Here is a 19,775-nt window from a genome sequence, read left to right as displayed (position 1 = left end):
CGGGAGAGCCGATGCTGTCTGCATCCCTGCACTCCGGCCCCGAGGGCAACCAGGCCGCCGGCCCCTACGCCCTCGTTCCGGACGCGCGTCCCCAGGCCCAGGGTCTGTACGACCCGCGCAACGAGCACGACGCGTGTGGCGTCGGCTTCGTGGCCACGCTCACCGGCATCGCCGACCACAGGATCGTCGAGCAGGCGCTGACCGTACTGCGCAACCTGGAGCACCGCGGCGCCACCGGCGCCGAGCCCGACTCCGGTGACGGCGCGGGCATCCTCACCCAGATCCCGGACGCCTTCCTGCGCTCCCGGGTCGACTTCGAACTCCCCGCCGCCGGCTCCTACGCGGTCGGCATCGCCTTCCTGCCCGACGACGACGCGGCGGACGCCGCCGCCGTCGCCCGGATCGGCGCGATCGCCGCCGAGGAGGGCCTGACCGTCCTCGGCTGGCGCGACGTCCCCACCGCCCCGGAGCTGCTGGGCAGCACCGCCCGCTCGGTCATGCCGCGCTTCCGGCAGCTCTTCCTCGCGTCAGCGCCTTCGGATGAGCACAGCCTGGCGTCGGCGCCCGCCGGTGAGAGCGGCGAGCGGGCCGGGATCGAGCTGGACCGGGTCGCCTTCGTGGTGCGCAAGCGCGCCGAGCGGGAGGTCGGGGTGTACTTCCCGTCGCTGTCCGCCCGGACCCTGGTCTACAAGGGCATGCTGACGACCGGCCAGCTGGAGCCGTTCTTCCCCGACCTGTCGGACCGGCTCTACGCCTCCGCGATCGGCCTGGTGCACTCGCGGTTCTCCACCAACACCTTCCCGAGCTGGCCGCTGGCCCACCCGTACCGCTTCGTCGCGCACAACGGCGAGATCAACACGGTCAAGGGCAACCGCAACTGGATGACCGCCCGGGAGTCCCAGCTCGCCACCGACCTGATCCCCGGCGACCTGAGCCGGATCTTCCCGGTCTGCACCCCGGACCACTCCGACTCGGCGTCCTTCGACGAGGTGCTGGAGCTGCTCCACCTCGGCGGACGCTCGCTGCCGCACGCGGTGCTGATGATGATCCCGGAGGCGTGGGAGAACCACGCCACCATGGACCCGGCCCGCCGCGCGTTCTACCAGTACCACTCCAACCTGATGGAGCCCTGGGACGGCCCGGCCTGCGTCACCTTCACCGACGGAACCCGGATCGGCGCCGTCCTCGACCGCAACGGCCTGCGCCCCGCCCGGTACTGGATCACCGAGGACGGCCTGGTCGTCCTCTCCTCCGAGGTCGGCGTGCTCGACATCGAGCAGGACAAGGTCGTCAAGAAGGGCCGTCTGCAGCCCGGCCGGATGTTCCTGATCGACATCGCCGAGCACCGGATCGTCGAGGACGAGGAGATCAAGGCCTCGCTCGCCGCCGAGCACCCCTACGAGGAGTGGGTCGCCGCCGGGCAGATCCAGCTCGCCAAGCTCCCCGAGCGCGAGCACATCGCCCACACCCACGCCTCGGTGACGCGCCGTCAGCAGACCTTCGGCTACACCGAGGAGGAGCTCCGGGTCATCCTCGCGCCGATGGCCAAGTCCGGTGCCGAGGCGCTCGGTTCGATGGGCACCGACTCGCCGATCGCCGCGCTCAGCGAGAAGCCGCGGCTGCTGTTCGACTACTTCACCCAGCTGTTCGCCCAGGTCACCAACCCGCCGCTGGACGCCATCCGCGAAGAGCTGGTCACCTCGCTGCACAGCAACCTCGGCCCCGAGGGCAACCTGCTGGACGCCACCCCGGCGCACTGCCGCTCGGTCGGCATCACCTTCCCGGTGATCGACAACGACGAGCTGGCCAAGCTGATCCACGTCAACGCGGACGGCGACCAGTCCGGCCTGAAGGCCGTCACGCTCTCCGGCCTGTACAAGGTCGCCACCGGCGGTCAGGGCCTCGCCGCCCGGCTCGCCGAGATCGCCGCCGAGGCCGACGCGGCGATCGCCGACGGCGCCCGGATCATCCTGCTGTCCGACCGGCACTCGGACGCCGAGCACGCGCCGATCCCGTCGCTGCTGCTCACCTCCGCCATCCACCACCACCTGATCCGCACCAAGCAGCGCACCCAGGTGTCGCTGCTGGTCGAGGCCGGTGACGTCCGCGAGGTGCACCACGTCGCGCTGCTGATCGGCTACGGCGCCGGCGCGGTCAACCCGTACCTGGCGATGGAGTCGGTCGAGGACCTGGTCACGCAGGGGGCCCTCTCCAGTCCGCACAGCGTCAAGGGCGCGGAGCCCGAGAAGGCGATCAAGAACCTGATCAAGGCGCTCGGCAAGGGCGTGCTGAAGGTGATGTCCAAGATGGGCATCTCCACCGTCGCCTCCTACCGCGGCGCGCAGGTCTTCGAGGCGATCGGCCTGTCCCAGGAGCTGGTGAACGCCTACTTCGCGGGCACCACCACCAAGCTCGGCGGCATCGGCCTCGACGAGATCGCCAAGGAGACCGCCGCCCGGCACGCCAAGGCGTACCCGGCGTCCGGCATCTCCGCCGCGCACCGCGCGCTGGAGATCGGCGGCGAGTACCAGTGGCGCCGCGAGGGCGAGCCGCACCTGTTCGACCCGGAGACGGTGTTCCGGCTCCAGCACTCCACCCGCACCAAGCGCTACGACGTCTTCAAGCAGTACACGGACCGGGTGAACGCCCAGTCCGAGCGGCTGATGACGCTGCGCGGCCTGTTCCAGCTGGACGGCCTCGGCCGGGCCCCGATCTCCGTCGACGAGGTCGAGCCGGTCTCCGAGATCGTCAAGCGGTTCTCCACCGGCGCGATGTCCTACGGCTCCATCTCGATGGAGGCGCACGAGACCCTCGCGATCGCGATGAACCGGATCGGCGGCAAGTCGAACACCGGCGAGGGCGGCGAGGACCCGGAGCGCCTGCACGACCCGGAGCGCCGCTCGGCGATCAAGCAGGTCGCCTCCGGCCGGTTCGGCGTCACCTCCGAGTACCTGGTCAACGCCGACGACATCCAGATCAAGATGGCCCAGGGCGCCAAGCCCGGCGAGGGCGGCCAGCTGCCCGGCCACAAGGTCTACCCGTGGGTGGCGAAGACCCGGCACTCGACCCCGGGCGTCGGCCTGATCTCCCCGCCGCCGCACCACGACATCTACTCCATCGAGGATCTCGCCCAGCTGATCCACGACCTGAAGAACGCCAACCCGGACGCCCGCATCCACGTGAAGCTGGTCTCCGAGGTCGGCGTCGGCACCGTCGCCGCCGGTGTGTCGAAGGCGCACGCGGACGTCGTCCTGATCTCCGGGCACGACGGCGGCACCGGCGCCTCCCCGCTGACCTCGCTGAAGCACGCGGGCGGCCCCTGGGAGCTCGGCCTCGCCGAGACCCAGCAGACCCTGCTGCTCAACGGCCTGCGCGACCGCATCGTCGTGCAGACCGACGGCCAGCTGAAGACCGGCCGCGACGTGGTCATCGCCGCCCTGCTGGGCGCCGAGGAGTTCGGCTTCGCGACCGCCCCGCTGGTGGTCTCCGGCTGCATCATGATGCGGGTCTGCCACCTCGACACCTGCCCGGTCGGCGTCGCCACGCAGAACCCGGTGCTGCGCGAGCGCTTCACCGGCAAGCCCGAATTCGTGGTCAACTTCTTCGAGTTCATCGCCGAGGAGGTCCGCGAGATCCTCGCCGAGCTGGGCTTCCGCTCGATCGAGGAGGCCGTCGGCCACGCCGAGCACATCGACGCGCGCGCCGCGATCGACCACTGGAAGGCCGCCGGGCTCGACCTCGCCCCGCTGTTCCACGTCCCCGAACTGCCCGAGGGCGCGGCCCTGCACCGCACCGTCGAGCAGGACCACGCGCTCGACAAGGCCCTCGACAACCAGCTGATCGAGCTCGCCGAGGACGCCCTGGAGCGCGGCGACGCCGTCCGCATCCAGCTGCCGATCCGCAACGTCAACCGCACCGTCGGCACCATGCTCGGCCACCGGGTGACCAAGAAGTACCGCGGCGAGGGCCTGCCCGAAGGCACCATCGACATCACCTTCACCGGCTCGGCCGGCCAGTCGTTCGGCGCCTTCGTCCCCCGGGGCGTGACGCTGCGGCTGGAGGGCGACGCCAACGACTACGTCGGCAAGGGCCTGTCCGGCGGCGTCATCGTGGTCCGTCCCGCCCGGGACGCCGCCGCGATCGGCGCCGACGCGCAGCACCACGTGATCGCCGGCAACACCATCGGCTACGGTGCCACCGCGGGCCGGATCCACCTGCGCGGCAAGGCCGGTGAGCGTTTCGCCGTCCGCAACTCCGGTGCCACCCTGGTGGTGGAGGGCGTGGGCGACCACGGCCTGGAGTACATGACCGGCGGCCGGGTGGTCGTCCTCGGCGAGACCGGCCGCAACCTGGCGGCGGGCATGTCCGGTGGCATCGCCTACGTGCTGGACCTGCGCCCCGCCAACGTCAACAGCGGCATGGTGGGCATCGAGGCCCCCTCCGCCGCCGACCGCGAATGGCTGCGCGAGACCGTGCAGCAGCACTACGAGGAGACCGGCTCCACCGTCGCCGCCGAGCTCCTGGCCGACTGGGGCAGCGGGGTCTCCCGCTTCTCCACGATCATGCCGACCGACTACAAGGCAGTGCTCGCCGCCAAGGACGCCGCTGAGCGCGATGGCCTCTCCGAGGCCGACACCACCGCGAAGATGATGGAGGCGGCACGTGGCTGACCCCAAGGGCTTCCTGACCACGCCCAAGCAGCTGGCGGAGCGCCGTCCGGTGGACGTGCGACTGCGCGACTGGAACGAGGTCTACGTCGAGCGCAGCCTCCTTCCGATCATCAGCAAGCAGGCCGGCCGCTGCATGGACTGCGGCATCCCGTTCTGCCACAACGGCTGCCCGCTCGGGAACCTCATCCCCGAGTGGAACGACCTCGCCTACCGGGACGACTTCGTCGGCGCCATCGAGCGGCTGCACGCCACCAACAACTTCCCGGAGTTCACCGGCCGGCTGTGCCCGGCTCCGTGCGAGTCGGCGTGCGTGCTCGGCATCAACCAGGACCCGGTGACCATCAAGAACGTCGAGGTCACCATCATCGACAAGGCCTGGGACCGGGGCGGCGTCACCCCGCAGGTCCCGGAGCGGCTCTCCGGCAAGACCGTCGCCGTGGTGGGCTCCGGCCCGGCCGGCCTGGCCGCCGCCCAGCAGCTCACCCGGGCCGGGCACACCGTCGTCGTGTACGAGCGGGCCGACCGGATCGGCGGACTGCTGCGCTACGGCATCCCCGAGTTCAAGATGGAGAAGCGCCACATCAACCGCCGCATCGAGCAGATGCGCGCGGAAGGCACCCGCTTCCGCACCGGCGTCGAGGTCGGCGTCGACCTCACCGGGCAGGACCTGCGTTCGCGCTTCGACGCCGTCGTGATCGCGGCCGGCGCCACCACCGCGCGTGATCTGCCCGTCCCCGGACGGGAGTTGAACGGCATCCACCAGGCGATGGAGTACCTGCCGCTGGCCAACAAGGTCCAGGAGGGCGACTACGTCGACTCCCCGATCTCGGCCAGGGGCAAGCACGTCGTCGTCATCGGCGGCGGCGACACCGGCGCCGACTGCGTCGGCACCGCGCACCGTCAGGGCGCGGCCTCCGTCACCCAGTTGGAGATCATGCCGCGACCGTCGGACGCGCGTCCGGCCGGGCAGCCGTGGCCGACCATGCCGATGACGTACAAGGTCACCTCGGCGCACGAGGAGGGCGGGGAGCGGGTCTATTCGGTCTCCACCACGCACTTCGCGGGCGACGAGGACGGGAACGTGCAGGAGCTGCACCTCGTCGAGGTCGCTTTCAAGGACGGCAAGTTCGAGCCGGTGCCGGGCAGCGAGAAGGCGATCCCCGCCCAACTGGTCACCCTGGCCATGGGCTTCACCGGGACGGACGTCAAGAACGGTCTCGTGGAGCAGCTCGGCGTCGAGCTCGACCCGCGCGGGAACGTCGCCCGGGACGGCAAGTTCGGCACCAACGTCCCCGGGGTGTACGTTTGCGGTGACGCCGGTCGCGGTCAGTCGTTGATCGTCTGGGCGATCGCGGAGGGCCGTTCGGCCGCTGCGGCGGTCGACACGTACCTGGGTGGCAAGACACCGCTCCCCGCCCCGATCAAGCCGACCGACCGTCCCCTGGTGGTCTGACCACCACCCCACAGACGCCAGCCCCCCTCGCGGGGGGTACGGCCGACAAACACCGACCCGCCAGAGCCGCCGGGATCCGGTCGACGCCTGCCCCTTTCCCCGACCAGGTTGAGGGCAGGCGTCGTTGTTTGTGGAGTCCGGCGTTCAGCCCTGCGGCACGCGGTCCAGGAAGCCGACCACGCTCGCGACGCGGCCGTCCTCGGTGGCGGTGAGGACGTCGAAGCCGATGACCAGGGGCTCGTCCGTGCCCTCGGGGGCGAGGTGCCAGGTGAAGCGGGCGACGTTGTGGTGGGCGTCGACGGGGCCGGCGAGGCGGAAGGCGAGGCCGGGGAACTGGGACTGGACGGCGGCGAGGGTGGAGTCGAACTCGTCGTGGCCGCGGGTGGCGACCAGCGGGTCGGTGTAGGTGCCGTCGGTGGCCCAGGCGTCCTCGACGAGCTTGCGGCGGGCGGTCGGGTCGGTCTCGTTCCAGGCGGCGATGTAGCGCTCGGTGAGGTTCTGCAGGTCCATGGCGGGCTCCGTTTCGGTGTGGTTCTCCTTGCAGGACAAGAAGTTACGGAGAGCGCGGGAACGGGGAATCAGTCACGCATAGGTAGGGTGCGGGGCATGCTGCTGTACGGGCGGGGGGCGGAGCAGTCGGCGGTGGGCCGGCTGCTGGCGGAGGCGGGCGCGGGCCGGGCCGGGGTGCTGGTGCTGCGCGGGGAGCCGGGGATCGGCAAGAGCGTGCTGCTGGCCGAGGCGGCCGACGGCGCGCAGGGGCGGGTGCTGCGGGCGACGGGTGTGGAGTCGGAGGCCCGGTTGCCGTACGCGGCGCTGAGTCAGCTGCTGGCCCCGGTGCTGGACCGGGTGCCGGAGCTGCCCGGGCCCCAGCGGGCTGCGCTGGAGCGGGTGTTGGGGCTGTCGGACGGCCCGGCGGGGGACCGGCTGCTGGTGGGGCTGGCGGTGCTGACGCTGCTGGGTGATCTCGCCGAGCAGGGGCCGCTGCTGTGCCTGGTGGACGACGTGCAGTGGGTGGACCGGGAGTCCGTGGCGGCGTTGCAGGTCGCGGCCCGCCGGCTGGGTGCGGAGGCGGTGGCGCTGCTGCTGGCGACCCGGACGGACGGCCCGGAGCTGCCGGGGCTGCCCGAGGTGCGGGTGGAGCCGCTGAGCGAGCAGGCCGCCGTCGAGCTGCTGGCCGCCGTCGCGCCCGAACTCGCCGACACCGAGACGGTGTTGAAGGCGGCACAGGGCAACCCCCTGGCGCTGCTGGAGCTTTCGGCGGGCGAGGTCGCCGGCGTGCTGCCCCCGGCGGGGCGGCTGCGGCTGACGTACCACGGGCAGGTGAGCCGGCTGCCCGGCGGGACCCAACGGTGGCTGCTGCTGGCGGCGTTGGAGGAGTCCGGTTCGCTGGAGGTGGTGCTGCGCGCGGCGGCCGAGTGCGGACTGACCGTGGCGGACCTCGCACCCGCCGAGCAACAGGGGCTGGTGCGGGTCGAGTTGGGCGCCGACCGGGTGACCTTCCGGCATCCGGTGCTGCGTTCGGCGCTGATCGACCGGGCCCCGCTGGTGGACCGGCTGGCCGCGCACACCGCGCTGGCGCAGGCGTACGGCGAGCGTGCGCCGCTGTGCCGGGCCTGGCACCTGGCCCTCGCCGCGACCGGCCGGGACGCGGCGGTGGCGGAGGAGTTGGCGTCGGCGGCGGCCGGCGCGGCCTGGCGCGGCGGCCACCTGGGCGCGTCGGCGGCGTACGAGCGGGCCGCGCGGCTGAGCCCGGACCCGTCGCGGGCACGGGAGTTGACGGTGGAGGCGGTGGAGGCCGCGCTGGAGGCGGGCGAACTCGGCCGGGCCGAGGCGCTGGCGGCCGCGGCGGACGTCCCCGGGCTGGACGCGGTGACCCGGGCGCACCTGCTGTTCGCCCGCGGGGTGGCCGAGTTCTGGCGCGGCGAGCACCGCTCCGCGCACCTGCGGCTGACGGAGGCGGCGGCGCTGGCGGCGCAGTTCGCGCCCGGCCCGGCGGCCCGGGTGCTGGTGCAGGCGGTGCACGCGGCCTGGTACCTGGACGCCGACTCGGTCCGCGGCACGCTCACGGCGCTCGACGACCTCGTCCTTCCGGCGGGCGACCCGCTGGCGCCGGTGGCGCGCTACCTGGCCCGGGCGCTGGGCGACGCGCCGGACGCGCCGGACGTGCCGGACGCGCCGGACGCGCCGACCCCGGCGGAGACCGAACGGGCGGCGCGGGCCGCCGGGGCGGTGGCACCGGTGGACCTGGCACTGGTGTGCGGGGCCGCGCTGAGCGCCGGGCAGGACGAGGAGGTGCTCGACCTGGCGGGCCGGCTGGTCCGGGAGGCCCGGGAGGGCGGCCTGTTCGGGACACTGCCGACGCTGCTGTTCTTCCTGGCCGAGGCCGAGCTGTTCACCGGCCGTCCGGGCACCGCCGACGAGCACGCCGGGGAGGCGCTGCGGCTCGCCGAGGACTGTGGGCAGCCGCAGTGGACCGGGCAGACGCACGGCTTCCTGGCGTACCTGGCGGCGGCCCGCGGCGAGGACGCGCGGTGCCGGGAGCAGGCGGGGCTGGCGCGGGCCCGGGGCGCGTCCGGGGTGCGGTGGGCGCAGTGGGCGCTCGGCGTGCTGGAGCTGGGCGCGGGCCGGGCCGAGGACGCCTGGGCGCAGCTGGCGGCGCTGACCGGCGGCGGGCACAACTTCCACGTGTCGGCGACCCGTTCGGTGCCGGACCTGGTGGAGGCCGCGGTACGGCTGCGCCGGCCCGAGGAGGTCGCCGAGCCGCTGGCCCGGTTCGAACGCTGGGCGGAGCGCGGCGGCCGGCCGTGGGCACGGGCGCTGGTGCACCGCTGCCACGCGCTGCTGGCGCCCGACGAGTGGGCGGAGGACCTCTACCTGGCGGCGCTGGCCCGGCACGCCGAGCAGCCGCGTCCGTGGGAGCAGGCCCGCACCGAACTGCTGTACGGCGAGTGGCTGCGCCGCAACCGGCGCAAGGCCGAGGCCCGGGTGCCGCTGCGGTCGGCCGAGCAGACGCTGCGGCAGCTCGGCGCGCTGCCGTGGGCGGAGCGGGCCCGGCTGGAGCTGGACGCCACCGGCGCGCCCGCCACCGGCGGCCCGGTCAAGGCGGTGGCGGGCCTGACCCCGCAGGAGTCGCAGATCGTCCGGCTGGCCGCGCAGGGCCTGTCCAACCGGGACATCGCCGCGCAGCTGTTCCTCAGCGCCCGCACCGTCGGCCACCACCTGTACAAGGCGTACCCGAAGCTCGGGGTGAGTTCGCGCACCGATCTTGCGGAGGTGTTGCCCGCGCTGTCCTGAGCGGCGGCGGAGCAGCACAACTGTGCAACGTCCGTGGCCAAATGCCGGAAGCCCCTCGCGGAGTGTCGTCGCGCAGTGGCAGACTGCATCCCACAGGGTCCAACTGTCGGTTCGGCGCGGAGGTTTGCATGACGGGCCTGCAGACGGGCAGCGGCGCGACCGCGCGTCGCATCCAGCTGGGCGCCCAGTTGCGGCGCCTGCGCGAGGCCCGCGGCGTGACCCGGGAGGACGCGGGCTACTCGATCCGCGCCTCCGAGTCGAAGATCAGCCGGATGGAACTCGGCCGCGTCGGCTTCAAACAGCGCGACGTGGCGGACCTGCTGACGCTGTACGGCGTCGAGGACGAGCACTCCCGGGCGGCGCTGCTCGGCCTGGTCGGCGAGACCAACGCCCCGGCCTGGTGGCACGGCTACGGGGACGTCATCCCGGGCTGGTTCCAGACGTACCTCAACCTGGAGGACGCGGCGAACCTGGTGCGCAGCTACGAGGTGCAGTTCGTGCCCGGGCTGCTGCAGACCCCGGAGTACGTGCACGCCGTGATGCGGGCGGGCAGTCCCGGCGTGCCGGACGAGGAGATCGTCCGCCGGGCGGCCGTCCGGCTGCGCCGCCAGGAGCGCTACCTCGCGGCCGACACCACCGCCCGGCTGGAGCTGATCGTCGACGAGACGGCGCTGCGCCGGCCGTGCGGCGGGCCCGAGGTGATGTGCGGTCAGCTGGAGCGGCTGGCCGAGCTGTCGCTGCGGGAGACCATCGGCCTGCGCGTGCTGCCGCTGGGCATGGGCGCGCTGGCCGCGGACAGCGGGGCGTTCACCGTGCTGTGCTTCCCGGAGCCGGACCTCGTGGACGTGGTGTACGTCGAGCAGTTCACCACCGCGCTGTACCTGGACAAGCCGAGCGAGGTCTCCGAGTACACGGCCGCGCTGGACCGGGTGTCGGCGGCGGCGCTGTCCGAGGAAGAGACCAGGTCGCTTCTCGTAGAGATCCTCCAAGAGAGCTGACCCCCAATTAGGATGATGATCCGTCAGTAGGTGATCGTTAGCGCCGAAAGGGATCTGATGTCCTTGATCGCGGAACTCGCCCAGCAGTACATCGACGGCCAGTGGCGGCCGGGAACAGGCTCCTGGGACATCGTGGACCTCGATCCCTTCACCGGGGAGAAGCTGGCCTCCTTCACGGTCGCCACCGCCGAGGAGATCGACCAGGCCTACCGCGCCGCCGAGCGGGCCCAGCCCGCGTGGGCCGCCACCAGCGCCTACGAACGCCGGCTGGTGTTCGAACGGGCCCTGCAGGTGGTGGAGGCCCGCGAGGCGGAGATCCTCGAGGTGATGACCGTCGAACTCGGCGGCACCCTGATGAAGTCCGCCTTCGAACTCTCCCTGGTCAAGGACATGCTGCGGGAGGCCATGTCGGTGGCGCTGCGCGCCGAGGGCCGGATCCTGCCCTCGCCGGTGCCCGGCAAGGAGAACCGCCTCTACCGGCTGCCGGTCGGCGTGGTCGGCGTGATCAGTCCGTTCAACGCCCCCGTCTTCCTCTCCCTGAAGGCCGTCGCGCCCGCGCTCGCGCTCGGCAACGCGGTCGTCCTCAAGCCGCACCAGGACGCGCCGGTGGCCGGCGGCACCCTGATCGCCAAGATCTTCGAGGAGGCCGGGCTGCCCGCCGGCGTGCTCAACGTCGTCCTCACCGACATCGCCGAGATCGGCGACGCGTTCATCGAGCACCCGGTGCCCAAGGTGATCGCCTTCACCGGCTCGGACAGCGTCGGGCGGCACGTCGCCACCGTCGCGGCGAGCCGCCTGAAGCGGACGGTGCTCGAACTCGGCGGCAACAGCGCGCTGGTGGTGCTCGACGACGCGGACGTCGACTACGCGGTGGACGCCGCGGTGGCCAGCCGCTTCGTCCACCAGGGGCAGATCTGCATGGCCGCCAACCGCATCCTGGTGGACCGGTCGCTGTTCGCCGAGTTCAGCGAGAAGTTCACCGCGAAGGTCGCCTCGCTGCGGGCCGGCGACCCCGGCGACCCCGCCACCCAGCTCGGACCGCTCATCAACACCGCGCAGGCGGAGTCCGTCACGACGGAGGTCGACGCCGCGATAGCGGGCGGCGCCCGGGCGCTGCTGCACGGCGCGACCGTCGGCACCCTGGTGAAGCCGACGGTCCTCACGGACATTCCGGCCGACGCCCCGATCCTGCAGCGGGAGATCTTCGGGCCGGTCGCGCTGCTGATCCCGTTCGACGGCGAGGACGAGGCCGCCCGGATCGCCAACGACACGCCCTTCGGCCTGTCCGGCGCGGTGCACACCGCCGACATCGAGCGGGGTGTGCGGTTCGCGCAGCGGATCGACACCGGCATGATCCACGTCAACGACGGGACGATCGCGGACGAGCCGATCGTGCCGTTCGGCGGGCAGAAGAGCTCGGGGCTCGGGCGGCTCAACGGGGACACGAGTGTGGACGCGTTCACCACGGTGAAGTGGATCTCGATCCAGCACGGGCGTTCGCGCTTCCCGTTCTAGGACGGACGCAGGCCCGACCGCAAGGCCGCGATCACGTGCAGGTCGTCGTCCTGCGTCGCGACCTTGCGGTCGGGTGCCTTCCGCTTCGCGCAGTTCTCCCCCGGCCCTGGCGGGTGAGGTGGAACGCCTCCAGCTCGGTGCCGTACCAGCGGTCGGTGCGGCCGAGCGGCGTCATGCCCAGGCGGTGGCAGACCGCCGTCGAGCGAGTGTTGTCCGGGCGGACGACGGCGTAGAGCTCGGTGAGTCCGTCGGCGAATGCGCGGTCGCGGATCGCGGCCGCGGCCTCCGTCGCGTAGCCGTGGCCCCAGCTGTCCGGGTGGAAGTGCCAGCCGATCTCGATCTCGCCGTTGCCGTCCGGTATCGGGATCAGCAGCAGCGTCCCGGCGATCACGCCGGTCTCGCGGACCTCGACCGCCCATACGCCGTACCGGCCGTCCGCGGTGCAGCGGGAGTGGAAGCGGGCGATGATCTCGTCCGCCTCGGCCGGTTCGGCGAGGGCGCGGGGCTCGCGACCGAGCCAACGGGCCACCTCCCACTGGGAGTACAGGTCGAAGGCGCGGTCGCGGTCGGCGGGTTCCCAGGGGCGCAGCACGAGGCGTTCGGTGGTCAGCATCCGGCCAGGCTATCGGGCTGCTCCGGTCTCGTTCCGGGGATCAGCCCCTGTCGCGCGGGGACTGCGGGAGCCCGTCGTCGAGGCCGAGGACGGCGCGGGTGCCGAGGGGCCGGGAGAGGCGGAACTCGACCGGGATGTGGCCCAGCGAGGCGGGGCAGGCACCGCCCCCGGGGTGGCGCGGGGCGATGCGGCCGATCAGGACGACGGCCTGGTCGGTCTCGTGGACCTCGCCGGGCTGGGCGGAGTCGCAACTGCCCTGCGGGACGGTGGCGGTGAGGACCAGGCCGTCGGCGGAGACGGAGACCAGGGTGCTGCCGCCGCTGCCGGCGAGCGGGCCGGGGCCGGGGATGGGCGGGTGTTCGGCCTGGGTGAGCACGGCGGGGTAGCGGAACGGCTGGTCGTAGCCCTCGATGGTGAACTCCCAGACGGGGATGGTGGCTCGGCCCCTGCTGGTGGTGACGGTGGTGGTGCCGGGCTGGGCGGCGGTGATGGACAGCCGGCTGTCGCCGCACTGGCCGCGGCAGGGGTCTTTGCGGCCGCTCAGCCAGCTGAGGACGTCCTGCGCGGAACGTTGCGGGAGGGTCAGCCGGGAGCCGTCCGCGAACTGCACCTCGGCGATGCCGGAGACGGACACCGGCAGCGTGGTCTTCAGGTCGAAGTGGCCGGCCTCGTAGGCTGCCTTGTCGGGGCCGCTGTGGAACACCCCCTGGGGCAGCCACTCGGTGGTGTCCTCGGTGGGGTAGTAGCCGTGCGTCCAGGTCTGTTGGGCGGCCGACCCGGGCCAGGCGGCCGTCACCTCGGCGGCGCGCCGGGCGGCGTCGCCGGTGGCGGGACGCACCTCGGGGCCGGCCGTGATCAGCGTCGGCCAGGGCTCCGCGCCCGATCCTCCCGGAGTGCTCGTGCACCCGGTCAGCAGCAGGGCCGCCGTCACCGTCGCCGCTGCCATGGCGATTCGTCCGCGCATGTCTGTCGTCCCCCTCAACATCCGTTCCACGGTCGCGAGTTGGACGGTCCGGACAGCCGTCCGGTTCCAGCGGCCGTCCGGATGCGATCCGAACGGCCCCTGGAGCGGCGGGGGTCAGAAGACCGGGACGCCGGCCCGGACCAGGCGCCAGGCGGACTGGCCGTAGAAGTCGGCCGGGTCGATGACGCCCTTGGCCTTGACCCAGGCGATCATGGTGTTGCGGATCTCGTCGGAGTTCGCCCACAGCTGCTGGGACTTGGCGACGTGCGGGAAGTTGCCGCCGCCGTTGGCGCGGTAGTTGTTGACGGCGAGGACGAACTGCGCGGTCGGGTCGACCGGCTTGCCCTGGTAGGACAGGTTGACGATGCGGCTGCCGACCGGCTGCGCGATGTCGATGTCGTAGCTGACGCCGTACAGGGAGTCGTAGTTGTAGTCGGGGGTGTTGTTGGCCTGGTTGGTGAGGGTGTCCAGGTTGATGGGCGCGCCGGGGGCGACCTGGGCGTAGTACTTGGCGGAGTACTCCAGGTAGTCCTTGATCTGGGCACCCGTCAGGAGGCGGGCCTCCAGGGTGTTCTCGTAGATGTACAGGCCGGCCGCGTCGCGCAGCTTGACCTCGCCGGCCGGGATGACGGCGGTGCGGTTGAACGGCGCGGCCTGGGCGATCACCGGCAGGTTCGCGTACTGGCCGCCGGCCAGCGCGTCGCGCACGGCGTCGGCCTGGATGCGGCCGATCAGGTCGATGATCGGGGTGTCCTTGAACCGGGACTCGGCGATGGAGAGGCTCTCCTTGCAGGTGCCGATGACCTGGTTGACGTAGGCGACGACCTTCTTGTGCTGGGCGTCGACCAGCTTGACGATCTTCGGGTCCTCGGCGACGGCGTTGGAGTTCAGCAGGCGCGAGGTGACGCCGGTGACGGTCCACTGGCCGCGGGCGAACTCGACCTCGAAGTCGAAGCAGGTCAGGCGCTCGCCCCAGCACAGCGGCTCGGACAGCACGACGGTCTTGCCGGTCTTGGTGTTGACGACGTCGCGCTGGACCACCTCCTTGTGGGCGTGGCCGATCAGCACCGCGTCGATGCCGGGGACGGTGGCGGCCATGGTGACGCCCGCGTTCTCGGCGTACGGCAGCTGGTCGCCCCAGGAGGACGGGTCGTCGGCGCCGGTGTGCGCGGAGACGACGACGACGTCGGCGCCGGCGGCGCGCAGCTTCGGCACCCACTTGGCGGCGACCTCGGGGATGCCCGGGAAGGTCAGCTTGCCCTGGACGTTGGCCTTGTCCCAGATGGCGATGCCGGGGTTGGTGAGGCCGAGGACGCCGACCCGGAGGGGCCGGCCGTGGCCGAGGTGCAGCTCGCGGATGACGTACGGCGGGAAGGCGGGCTTCTCGTTCTTGGCGTCCAGCGCGTTGGCGCCGAGCAGCGGGAAGTCCAGCTGGTCCTGGTAGGCGCGCAGCAGCGGGATGCCGTAGTTGAACTCGTGGTTGCCGAGCGCGGCGGCGTCGTAGCCGATGGCGTTCATCGCGGCGGCCATCGGGTGGCGCGGGGCCTTCTTGCCGGTGATCGGCTCGACCCGGGCGTAGTAGTAGGACAGCTGGGTGCCCTGGATGGTGTCGCCGGCGTCGATGAGCAGGGTGTGGCCGCGGCCCTTCTCCTTGCGGACCTGCTCGACCAGGGTGGAGATCTTCGCCAGGCCGACGTCGTTGTGGGCCTTGTCGTCGTACTCGGAGTCGGTGAAGTACTCCCAGTTGAAGACGTGGCCGTGCAGGTCGGTGGTGCCCATCACGGTGAAGCTCGCCTTGAACGGGACGGGGCCCCGACCGCGGGACTCGTCCTGGTTCTGGTCCGCCGCGGCGGCGGGGGTGGCCGTGGCGGCGGTCAGGCCGCCGGCCAGGGCGGCGCCGGCCGCGGTGGCGGCGGAGCGGGTGACGAAGTCACGGCGGTTCAGGGACATCAAGACTCCAAGTCGGGCGTACGGGCCGTCAGGCGGGCACGGCGGAGGGGCGGCTGACACCCCGCCACCCGCCGCGACGCGCGTAGAAAACGCGTGTGGCAGTCTGCCCTCTTCTCGGCCTCCGTACCAGCCCCGAGAGCTGTCCAACAGGTGAGATCTGGGCAACTCTCCCGTGACAGTGGCCCGGCGGACCGCACAGCCGTGCGTCAATCGGGGGCGGTCGCGCTCACCCCGTACCCCACCGTCCCGACTGTGTCGGTCCGTTCATCAAATCTTTCGCCAACTGCCATGGGACGACTGGCCGGAAGCGTGCTGTTACGGCCCGGTAATACCTAGGCTTGCTAGGTATGCGCCGAGCAAAAATCGTTTGTACTCTCGGGCCTGCCGCGGACTCGTACGACCAGATCAAGGCCCTGGTCGACGCCGGTATGGACATCGCCCGAATGAACCTCAGCCACGGCTCCCACGCGGAGCACGAGGAGCGTTACCACCGGGTCCGCAAGGCCTCGGACGAGACAGGCCGCAGCGTCGGGGTGCTTGCCGACCTGCAGGGCCCGAAGATCCGGCTGAGCACCTTCGCCGACGGCCCCGTGCTGCTGGAACGCGGCGACGAGTTCACCATCACCACCGACGACGTCCCGGGCGACCGGGAGATCTGCGGCACCACCTACCGGGGGCTGGCCGCGGACGTGTCGCGCGGGGAGCGGATTCTGGTCGACGACGGCCGGGTCTGCCTGGAGGTCACCCATGTCGAGGGACCCCGGGTGCACTGCATCGTCATCGAAGGCGGCCTGGTCTCCGACCACAAGGGCCTCAACCTGCCCGGAGTCGCCGTCTCCGTGCCCGCGCTCTCCGACAAGGACGTCGAAGACCTGCGCTGGGCGCTGCGGACCGGCGCCGACCTGATCGCGCTGTCGTTCGTGCGCAGCGGGAAGGACGTCGAGGAGGTGCACCGGATCATGGCCGAGGAAGGCCGTCGGATTCCGGTCATCGCCAAGATCGAGAAGCCGCAGGCGGTGGAGAACCTGGACTCCATCGTGGACGCCTTCGACGGACTGATGGTCGCCCGCGGCGACCTGGGCGTCGAACTCCCGCTGGAGCAGGTGCCGATCGTCCAGAAGCGGGCGATCAAGCTGGCCAGGCGGAACGCCAAACCGGTGATCGTCGCCACCCAGATGCTGGACTCGATGATCAACGCCTCCCGGCCGACCCGCGCCGAGGCGTCCGACGTGGCCAACGCGGTGTTCGACGGCACCGACGCGGTGATGCTGTCCGGCGAGACCTCGGTCGGCAAGTACCCGGTGGAGACGGTCCGGACGATGGCCCGGATCGTCGAGGCCGCCGAGACCGAGATCCTGACGGGCGGGCTGCCGCCGCTCACCGAGAAGAGCAAGCCCCGCACCCAGGGCGGCGCGGTGGCCCGGGCCGCCGCCGAGATCGGCGACTTCCTGGACGCCAAGTACCTGATCGCGTTCACCCAGAGCGGCGACACCGCCCGCCGACTGACCCGCTACCGCTCGCCGATCCCGGTCCTGGCGTTCACCTACGAGCCCGCCGTGCGCAGCCGGTTGGCGCTGACCTGGGGCGTGGAGACGTTCCTCGGCCCGTTCGTCACCACCACCGACGAGATGGTCGCCCAGGTCGACGCCCAGCTGCTGAGCCTCGGCCGCTGCAAGCGCGGCGACATCGTGGTGATCACCGCCGGCTCCCCGCCCGGACTGGCCGGCTCCACCAACCTGGTGCGGGTGCACCACGTCGGCGAGCTGGACAACTGACCCCCGAAGGGCCGCCCGTCGGTACGGGCGGCCCTTCGTGTCACACCGTCAGGACGATCTTGCCGCGCAGGTGGCCGTGCTCGCTGAGCCGGTGCGCCTCGGCGGCGTCCGCGAGCGGCAGCACCCGGTGGATCGGCAGCACCAGGGCGCCCGCCTCGTGCAGCGCCAGCGCGGCCGCGAACGCCCGCGGGTGGTACGGCTCGGCCTCGGCGCCGCCGGTGAAGCGGACGCCGTGCTGCTCGGCCGCCATCGGCGAGGTGATGGTCAGCACCCGGTCCGCGCTGCCGGTCAGTTCGATCGACACCGGCACCTCGTCGGCCTTCCCGGCCGCGTCCAGCGCCCGGTCCACCCCGCCCGGGGCGGCCGCCCGCACCCGCTCGGCCAGGCCCTCGCCGTACGCCACCGGGATCGCGCCCAGCTCCCGCAGGTACGCGTGGTTGGCCTCGCTCGCGGTGCCCACCACGGTGATCCCGCGGGCCCGGGCGAACTGCAGCAGCAGCGTGCCGACACCGCCGGCCGCGCCGTGCACCAGCAGCGTCTCGCCCGGCTGCACGCCGAGCACACCGAGGATCCGCTCGGAGGTCTCCGCGGCCACCGGCAGCGCCGCCGCCTCCGCCCAGCTCAGCGAGGCCGGCTTGCGGGCCAGCAACTCGGCGTCCACCAGGGCGTGTTCGGCGTACCCGCCGCCCATCACCGCACCGAACACCTCGTCCCCGACCGCGAACCCGGTCACCTCGGCGCCGACCGCCTCCACCGTGCCCGCCACCTCGTAGCCCGGCACCGACGGGAAGACGACGGGGAAGAAGCCGTCCAGCGCGCCGCTGCGCACCTTGTGGTCCAGCGGGTTGACGCCCACCGCGCGGACCGCGACCCGCACCTGCCGGGGCCCCGGCTCGGGCAGGTCCAGGTCGATCGGGCCCAGCACGTCCGGGTCGCCGTAGTGCGCGAAAGCAATGGCCTTGGTCATGGCAATGTCCTTGGGTTCATGAGGAGTTGCTTCGTTCCGACGTGTTCCATCCTGCGCCCCGGGCGGCTGCCGCCCGGCCAGCCTTTCGGACAGTTCGACCTGGCCGAAAAGCCAGGGCCGTCGTGCGGCGCCCGAACTAGGCTGACGGGTATGGACGAGACCGCCCCCTGGGCCCGCCCGCAGGACGCACTGGCCCGCGTCGTCGAGGTGCTGCGCGAACCCCGCCCCGGCCTGCTGGCGCGGCTGTCCGAGGTGCTCGAACCGCTGGTCCCGCACGTCGCGGCCGCCCAGCTCAGCGGCGTCTGCGCGTACTCGCCGGCGCACACCGTCGGGCCGGCGGAGTTCGCCGACGCCTTCGGCAGTCTGGTGATCTCCCGGCTCGGCGAGCGCGCCCTGACCGAGGCGGGGCCCGGCCGGCCGTGGCAAGGGGTCGCCGAACTCGCCGGGCAGGAGCGGCCGTTGGTGGTCGTCACCACCACGCCCGGGGCCGGGAAGGGCGCCGTCCTGGTGCTGGTCCGGCCGGACGCGGAGCCGCTCGCGGCGGACGCACCGGAGATCCTGCAACAGCTGTGGGACCTGATCGTCGCCCACTCCGAACACCGCGCCACCGACGCCGCCCCCGCCCAGACCGCCGTCTCCCGGGTCTCCGCCAACGCCCGCGCCTGGGCCATCGCCAAATCCGCCGGGGCCCACAGCGCCGCGCTCACCGCCATCCTCGCCCCGCTGCGCTCCGCCGACCTGGACGACGCCGCCGCCCGCCGCGCCGCCACCGAACTCGCCGTCACCGCCCTGCTCGACGTGCGCCGCTCCGCCGACCTGGACCGCACCCTCAGCGAGGAACCCGCCGACGCCGCGTTCGCCCGGCTGGTCCGCGAACTGCGCCCGCTGCTGCGCCACACCCGGATCCGCCTCGACGTCGCACCGCCGGCCGACGCCGCCCGCTCCGTCCCCGCCGACCTGGCGCACACCGCGCGGGACGCCGTCCGGGCCGCCGTGCTGGTGATGCTCGACCAGGAGAAGCCCGGGCGGCTGCACGTCGGTTGGCAGTTCACGCAGGCCCTCGCGGGGCATGGCGAAGTGCTGCGCGCGGTGGTGCGCGGCGACGGCCTCGGCGTGCTGGCGGCCGACGCGCTGGGCGTGCACCGCACCGCGGAGCGGATCGCCGCGCTGGGCGGCCGCAGCACCGTCGAGGCCGTCCCCGGCTGGGGCGCCACCGTCACCGTGGACCTGCCGCTGGCCCTGCCCGAACCCGCCGCGGCCGGCGGCCCGCTGGACGGCCTTCAGGCCCGCGAACTGGAAGTCCTCGACGAGCTCGCCCGGGGCCGCCGCAACCGGGACATCGCCGCCGCGCTGCACATCAGCGAGTCCACGGTGAAGTTCCACGTCGCCAACATCCTGGCCAAGCTCGGCGTCGCCTCCCGCGGCGAGGCCGCCGCCGTCGCCCACCGGGCGGGGCTGCCCGGCGGACTGCGCCTGGCGTCCTGAGCCGGCCGCGGCCGCCGTCCCAATCGGTGAGACGGCCGCTGCCGGAGACGGCGACGCCGCCGTGGTGATGGTCACCGCGGCGGCGCGCACC

General features: G+C 72.7%; 12 protein-coding genes. 7 read left to right on the top strand and 5 right to left on the bottom strand.

Translation table 11 applies throughout. The features are described from left to right. Positions 1-11: 11 nt before the first annotated feature. Positions 12-4,670 (top strand): glutamate synthase large subunit, encoded by a 4,659-nt coding sequence (gene gltB, locus AMK19_RS20175; protein WP_073813629.1) that lies wholly within the window; start codon positions 12-14, stop codon positions 4,668-4,670. After that, the gene (locus tag AMK19_RS20170) at positions 4,663-6,123 is read left to right on the top strand and encodes a glutamate synthase subunit beta (protein WP_073813627.1); all 1,461 of its coding nucleotides are present in this window, start codon (positions 4,663-4,665) and stop codon (positions 6,121-6,123) included. The genes gltB and AMK19_RS20170 overlap by 8 nt, the downstream gene beginning before the upstream one ends. 144 nt (positions 6,124-6,267) lie before the next feature. Here AMK19_RS20170 and AMK19_RS20165 read toward each other — a convergent pair whose 3' ends face one another. Further along, positions 6,268-6,633 (bottom strand): nuclear transport factor 2 family protein, encoded by a 366-nt coding sequence (locus AMK19_RS20165; protein WP_073813625.1) that lies wholly within the window; start codon positions 6,631-6,633, stop codon positions 6,268-6,270. A gap of 96 nt (positions 6,634-6,729) precedes the next feature. Between AMK19_RS20165 and AMK19_RS20160 the strand changes: the two genes are divergently transcribed. The 3 genes from AMK19_RS20160 (at position 6,730) to AMK19_RS20150 (ending at position 11,930) form a co-directional block, all read left to right on the top strand. Continuing rightward, entirely contained in the window at positions 6,730-9,417 is a 2,688-nt protein-coding gene (locus tag AMK19_RS20160) for an AAA family ATPase (RefSeq protein WP_073813623.1), read from the top strand. 128 nt (positions 9,418-9,545) lie between these two features. Further along, positions 9,546-10,415, top strand: a complete 870-nt coding sequence (locus AMK19_RS20155; RefSeq protein ID WP_073813621.1) for a helix-turn-helix domain-containing protein — start codon at positions 9,546-9,548, stop codon at positions 10,413-10,415. Positions 10,416-10,472: 57 nt separating this feature from the next. After that, positions 10,473-11,930 carry an aldehyde dehydrogenase family protein gene (locus tag AMK19_RS20150; protein WP_073813619.1) on the top strand — a complete coding sequence of 486 codons (1,458 nt, stop codon included), beginning with the start codon at positions 10,473-10,475 and terminating at the stop codon, positions 11,928-11,930. Between the two features lie 31 nt (positions 11,931-11,961). Here AMK19_RS20150 and AMK19_RS20145 read toward each other — a convergent pair whose 3' ends face one another. The 3 genes from AMK19_RS20145 to AMK19_RS20135 form a co-directional block, all read right to left on the bottom strand. Continuing rightward, positions 11,962-12,543, bottom strand: coding sequence for a GNAT family N-acetyltransferase (locus AMK19_RS20145; RefSeq protein ID WP_083647108.1), 582 nt, complete (start codon positions 12,541-12,543; stop codon positions 11,962-11,964). Positions 12,544-12,583: 40 nt separating this feature from the next. Then, positions 12,584-13,507, bottom strand: coding sequence for a hypothetical protein (locus AMK19_RS20140; RefSeq protein WP_143200305.1), 924 nt, complete (start codon positions 13,505-13,507; stop codon positions 12,584-12,586). Between the two features lie 114 nt (positions 13,508-13,621). Continuing rightward, entirely contained in the window at positions 13,622-15,457 is a 1,836-nt protein-coding gene (locus AMK19_RS20135) for a bifunctional metallophosphatase/5'-nucleotidase (protein ID WP_073813615.1), read from the bottom strand. A 347-nt stretch (positions 15,458-15,804) separates the two neighbouring features. On the opposite strand from AMK19_RS20135, the gene pyk reads away from it, so the two are divergent. Then, complete coding sequence (gene pyk / locus AMK19_RS20130) at positions 15,805-17,232, top strand: pyruvate kinase (RefSeq protein ID WP_073813613.1); 1,428 nt, start codon at positions 15,805-15,807, stop codon at positions 17,230-17,232. A gap of 40 nt (positions 17,233-17,272) precedes the next feature. Here pyk and AMK19_RS20125 read toward each other — a convergent pair whose 3' ends face one another. Next, on the bottom strand, positions 17,273-18,199 hold the full coding sequence (locus tag AMK19_RS20125; protein WP_073813611.1) for an NADP-dependent oxidoreductase: 927 nt from the start codon (positions 18,197-18,199) through the stop codon (positions 17,273-17,275). 150 nt (positions 18,200-18,349) lie between these two features. On the opposite strand from AMK19_RS20125, the gene AMK19_RS38135 reads away from it, so the two are divergent. Continuing rightward, positions 18,350-19,684 carry a helix-turn-helix transcriptional regulator gene (locus AMK19_RS38135; RefSeq protein WP_073813609.1) on the top strand — a complete coding sequence of 445 codons (1,335 nt, stop codon included), beginning with the start codon at positions 18,350-18,352 and terminating at the stop codon, positions 19,682-19,684. The last annotated feature ends 91 nt before the right edge of the window (positions 19,685-19,775 follow it).

Source organism: Kitasatospora sp. CB01950, assembly GCF_001905465.1.
In the GTDB taxonomy this organism is placed as follows: Bacteria; Actinomycetota; Actinomycetes; order Streptomycetales; family Streptomycetaceae; genus Kitasatospora.
The sequence above is the reverse complement of the archived record's forward strand: the minus strand, read 5'-3'. Positions and strand labels throughout refer to the sequence as shown.

Bases quoted from the DNA above. Each gene is read 5' to 3' on its own strand.
- pyk (WP_073813613.1), top strand. From the start codon at position 15,805: ATGCGCCGAGCAAAAATCGTTTGTACTCTCGGGCCTGCCGCGGACTCG.
- AMK19_RS20150 (WP_073813619.1), top strand. From the start codon at position 10,473: ATGTCCTTGATCGCGGAACTCGCCCAGCAGTACATCGACGGCCAGTGG.
- AMK19_RS20125 (WP_073813611.1), bottom strand. From the start codon at position 18,199: ATGACCAAGGCCATTGCTTTCGCGCACTACGGCGACCCGGACGTGCTG.
- AMK19_RS20140 (WP_143200305.1), bottom strand. From the start codon at position 13,507: ATGCGCGGACGAATCGCCATGGCAGCGGCGACGGTGACGGCGGCCCTG.
- AMK19_RS20135 (WP_073813615.1), bottom strand. From the start codon at position 15,457: ATGTCCCTGAACCGCCGTGACTTCGTCACCCGCTCCGCCGCCACCGCG.
- AMK19_RS20165 (WP_073813625.1), bottom strand. From the start codon at position 6,633: ATGGACCTGCAGAACCTCACCGAGCGCTACATCGCCGCCTGGAACGAG.
- AMK19_RS20145 (WP_083647108.1), bottom strand. From the start codon at position 12,543: ATGCTGACCACCGAACGCCTCGTGCTGCGCCCCTGGGAACCCGCCGAC.
- AMK19_RS20155 (WP_073813621.1), top strand. From the start codon at position 9,546: ATGACGGGCCTGCAGACGGGCAGCGGCGCGACCGCGCGTCGCATCCAG.
- AMK19_RS20160 (WP_073813623.1), top strand. From the start codon at position 6,730: ATGCTGCTGTACGGGCGGGGGGCGGAGCAGTCGGCGGTGGGCCGGCTG.
- gltB (WP_073813629.1), top strand. From the start codon at position 12: ATGCTGTCTGCATCCCTGCACTCCGGCCCCGAGGGCAACCAGGCCGCC.
- AMK19_RS38135 (WP_073813609.1), top strand. From the start codon at position 18,350: ATGGACGAGACCGCCCCCTGGGCCCGCCCGCAGGACGCACTGGCCCGC.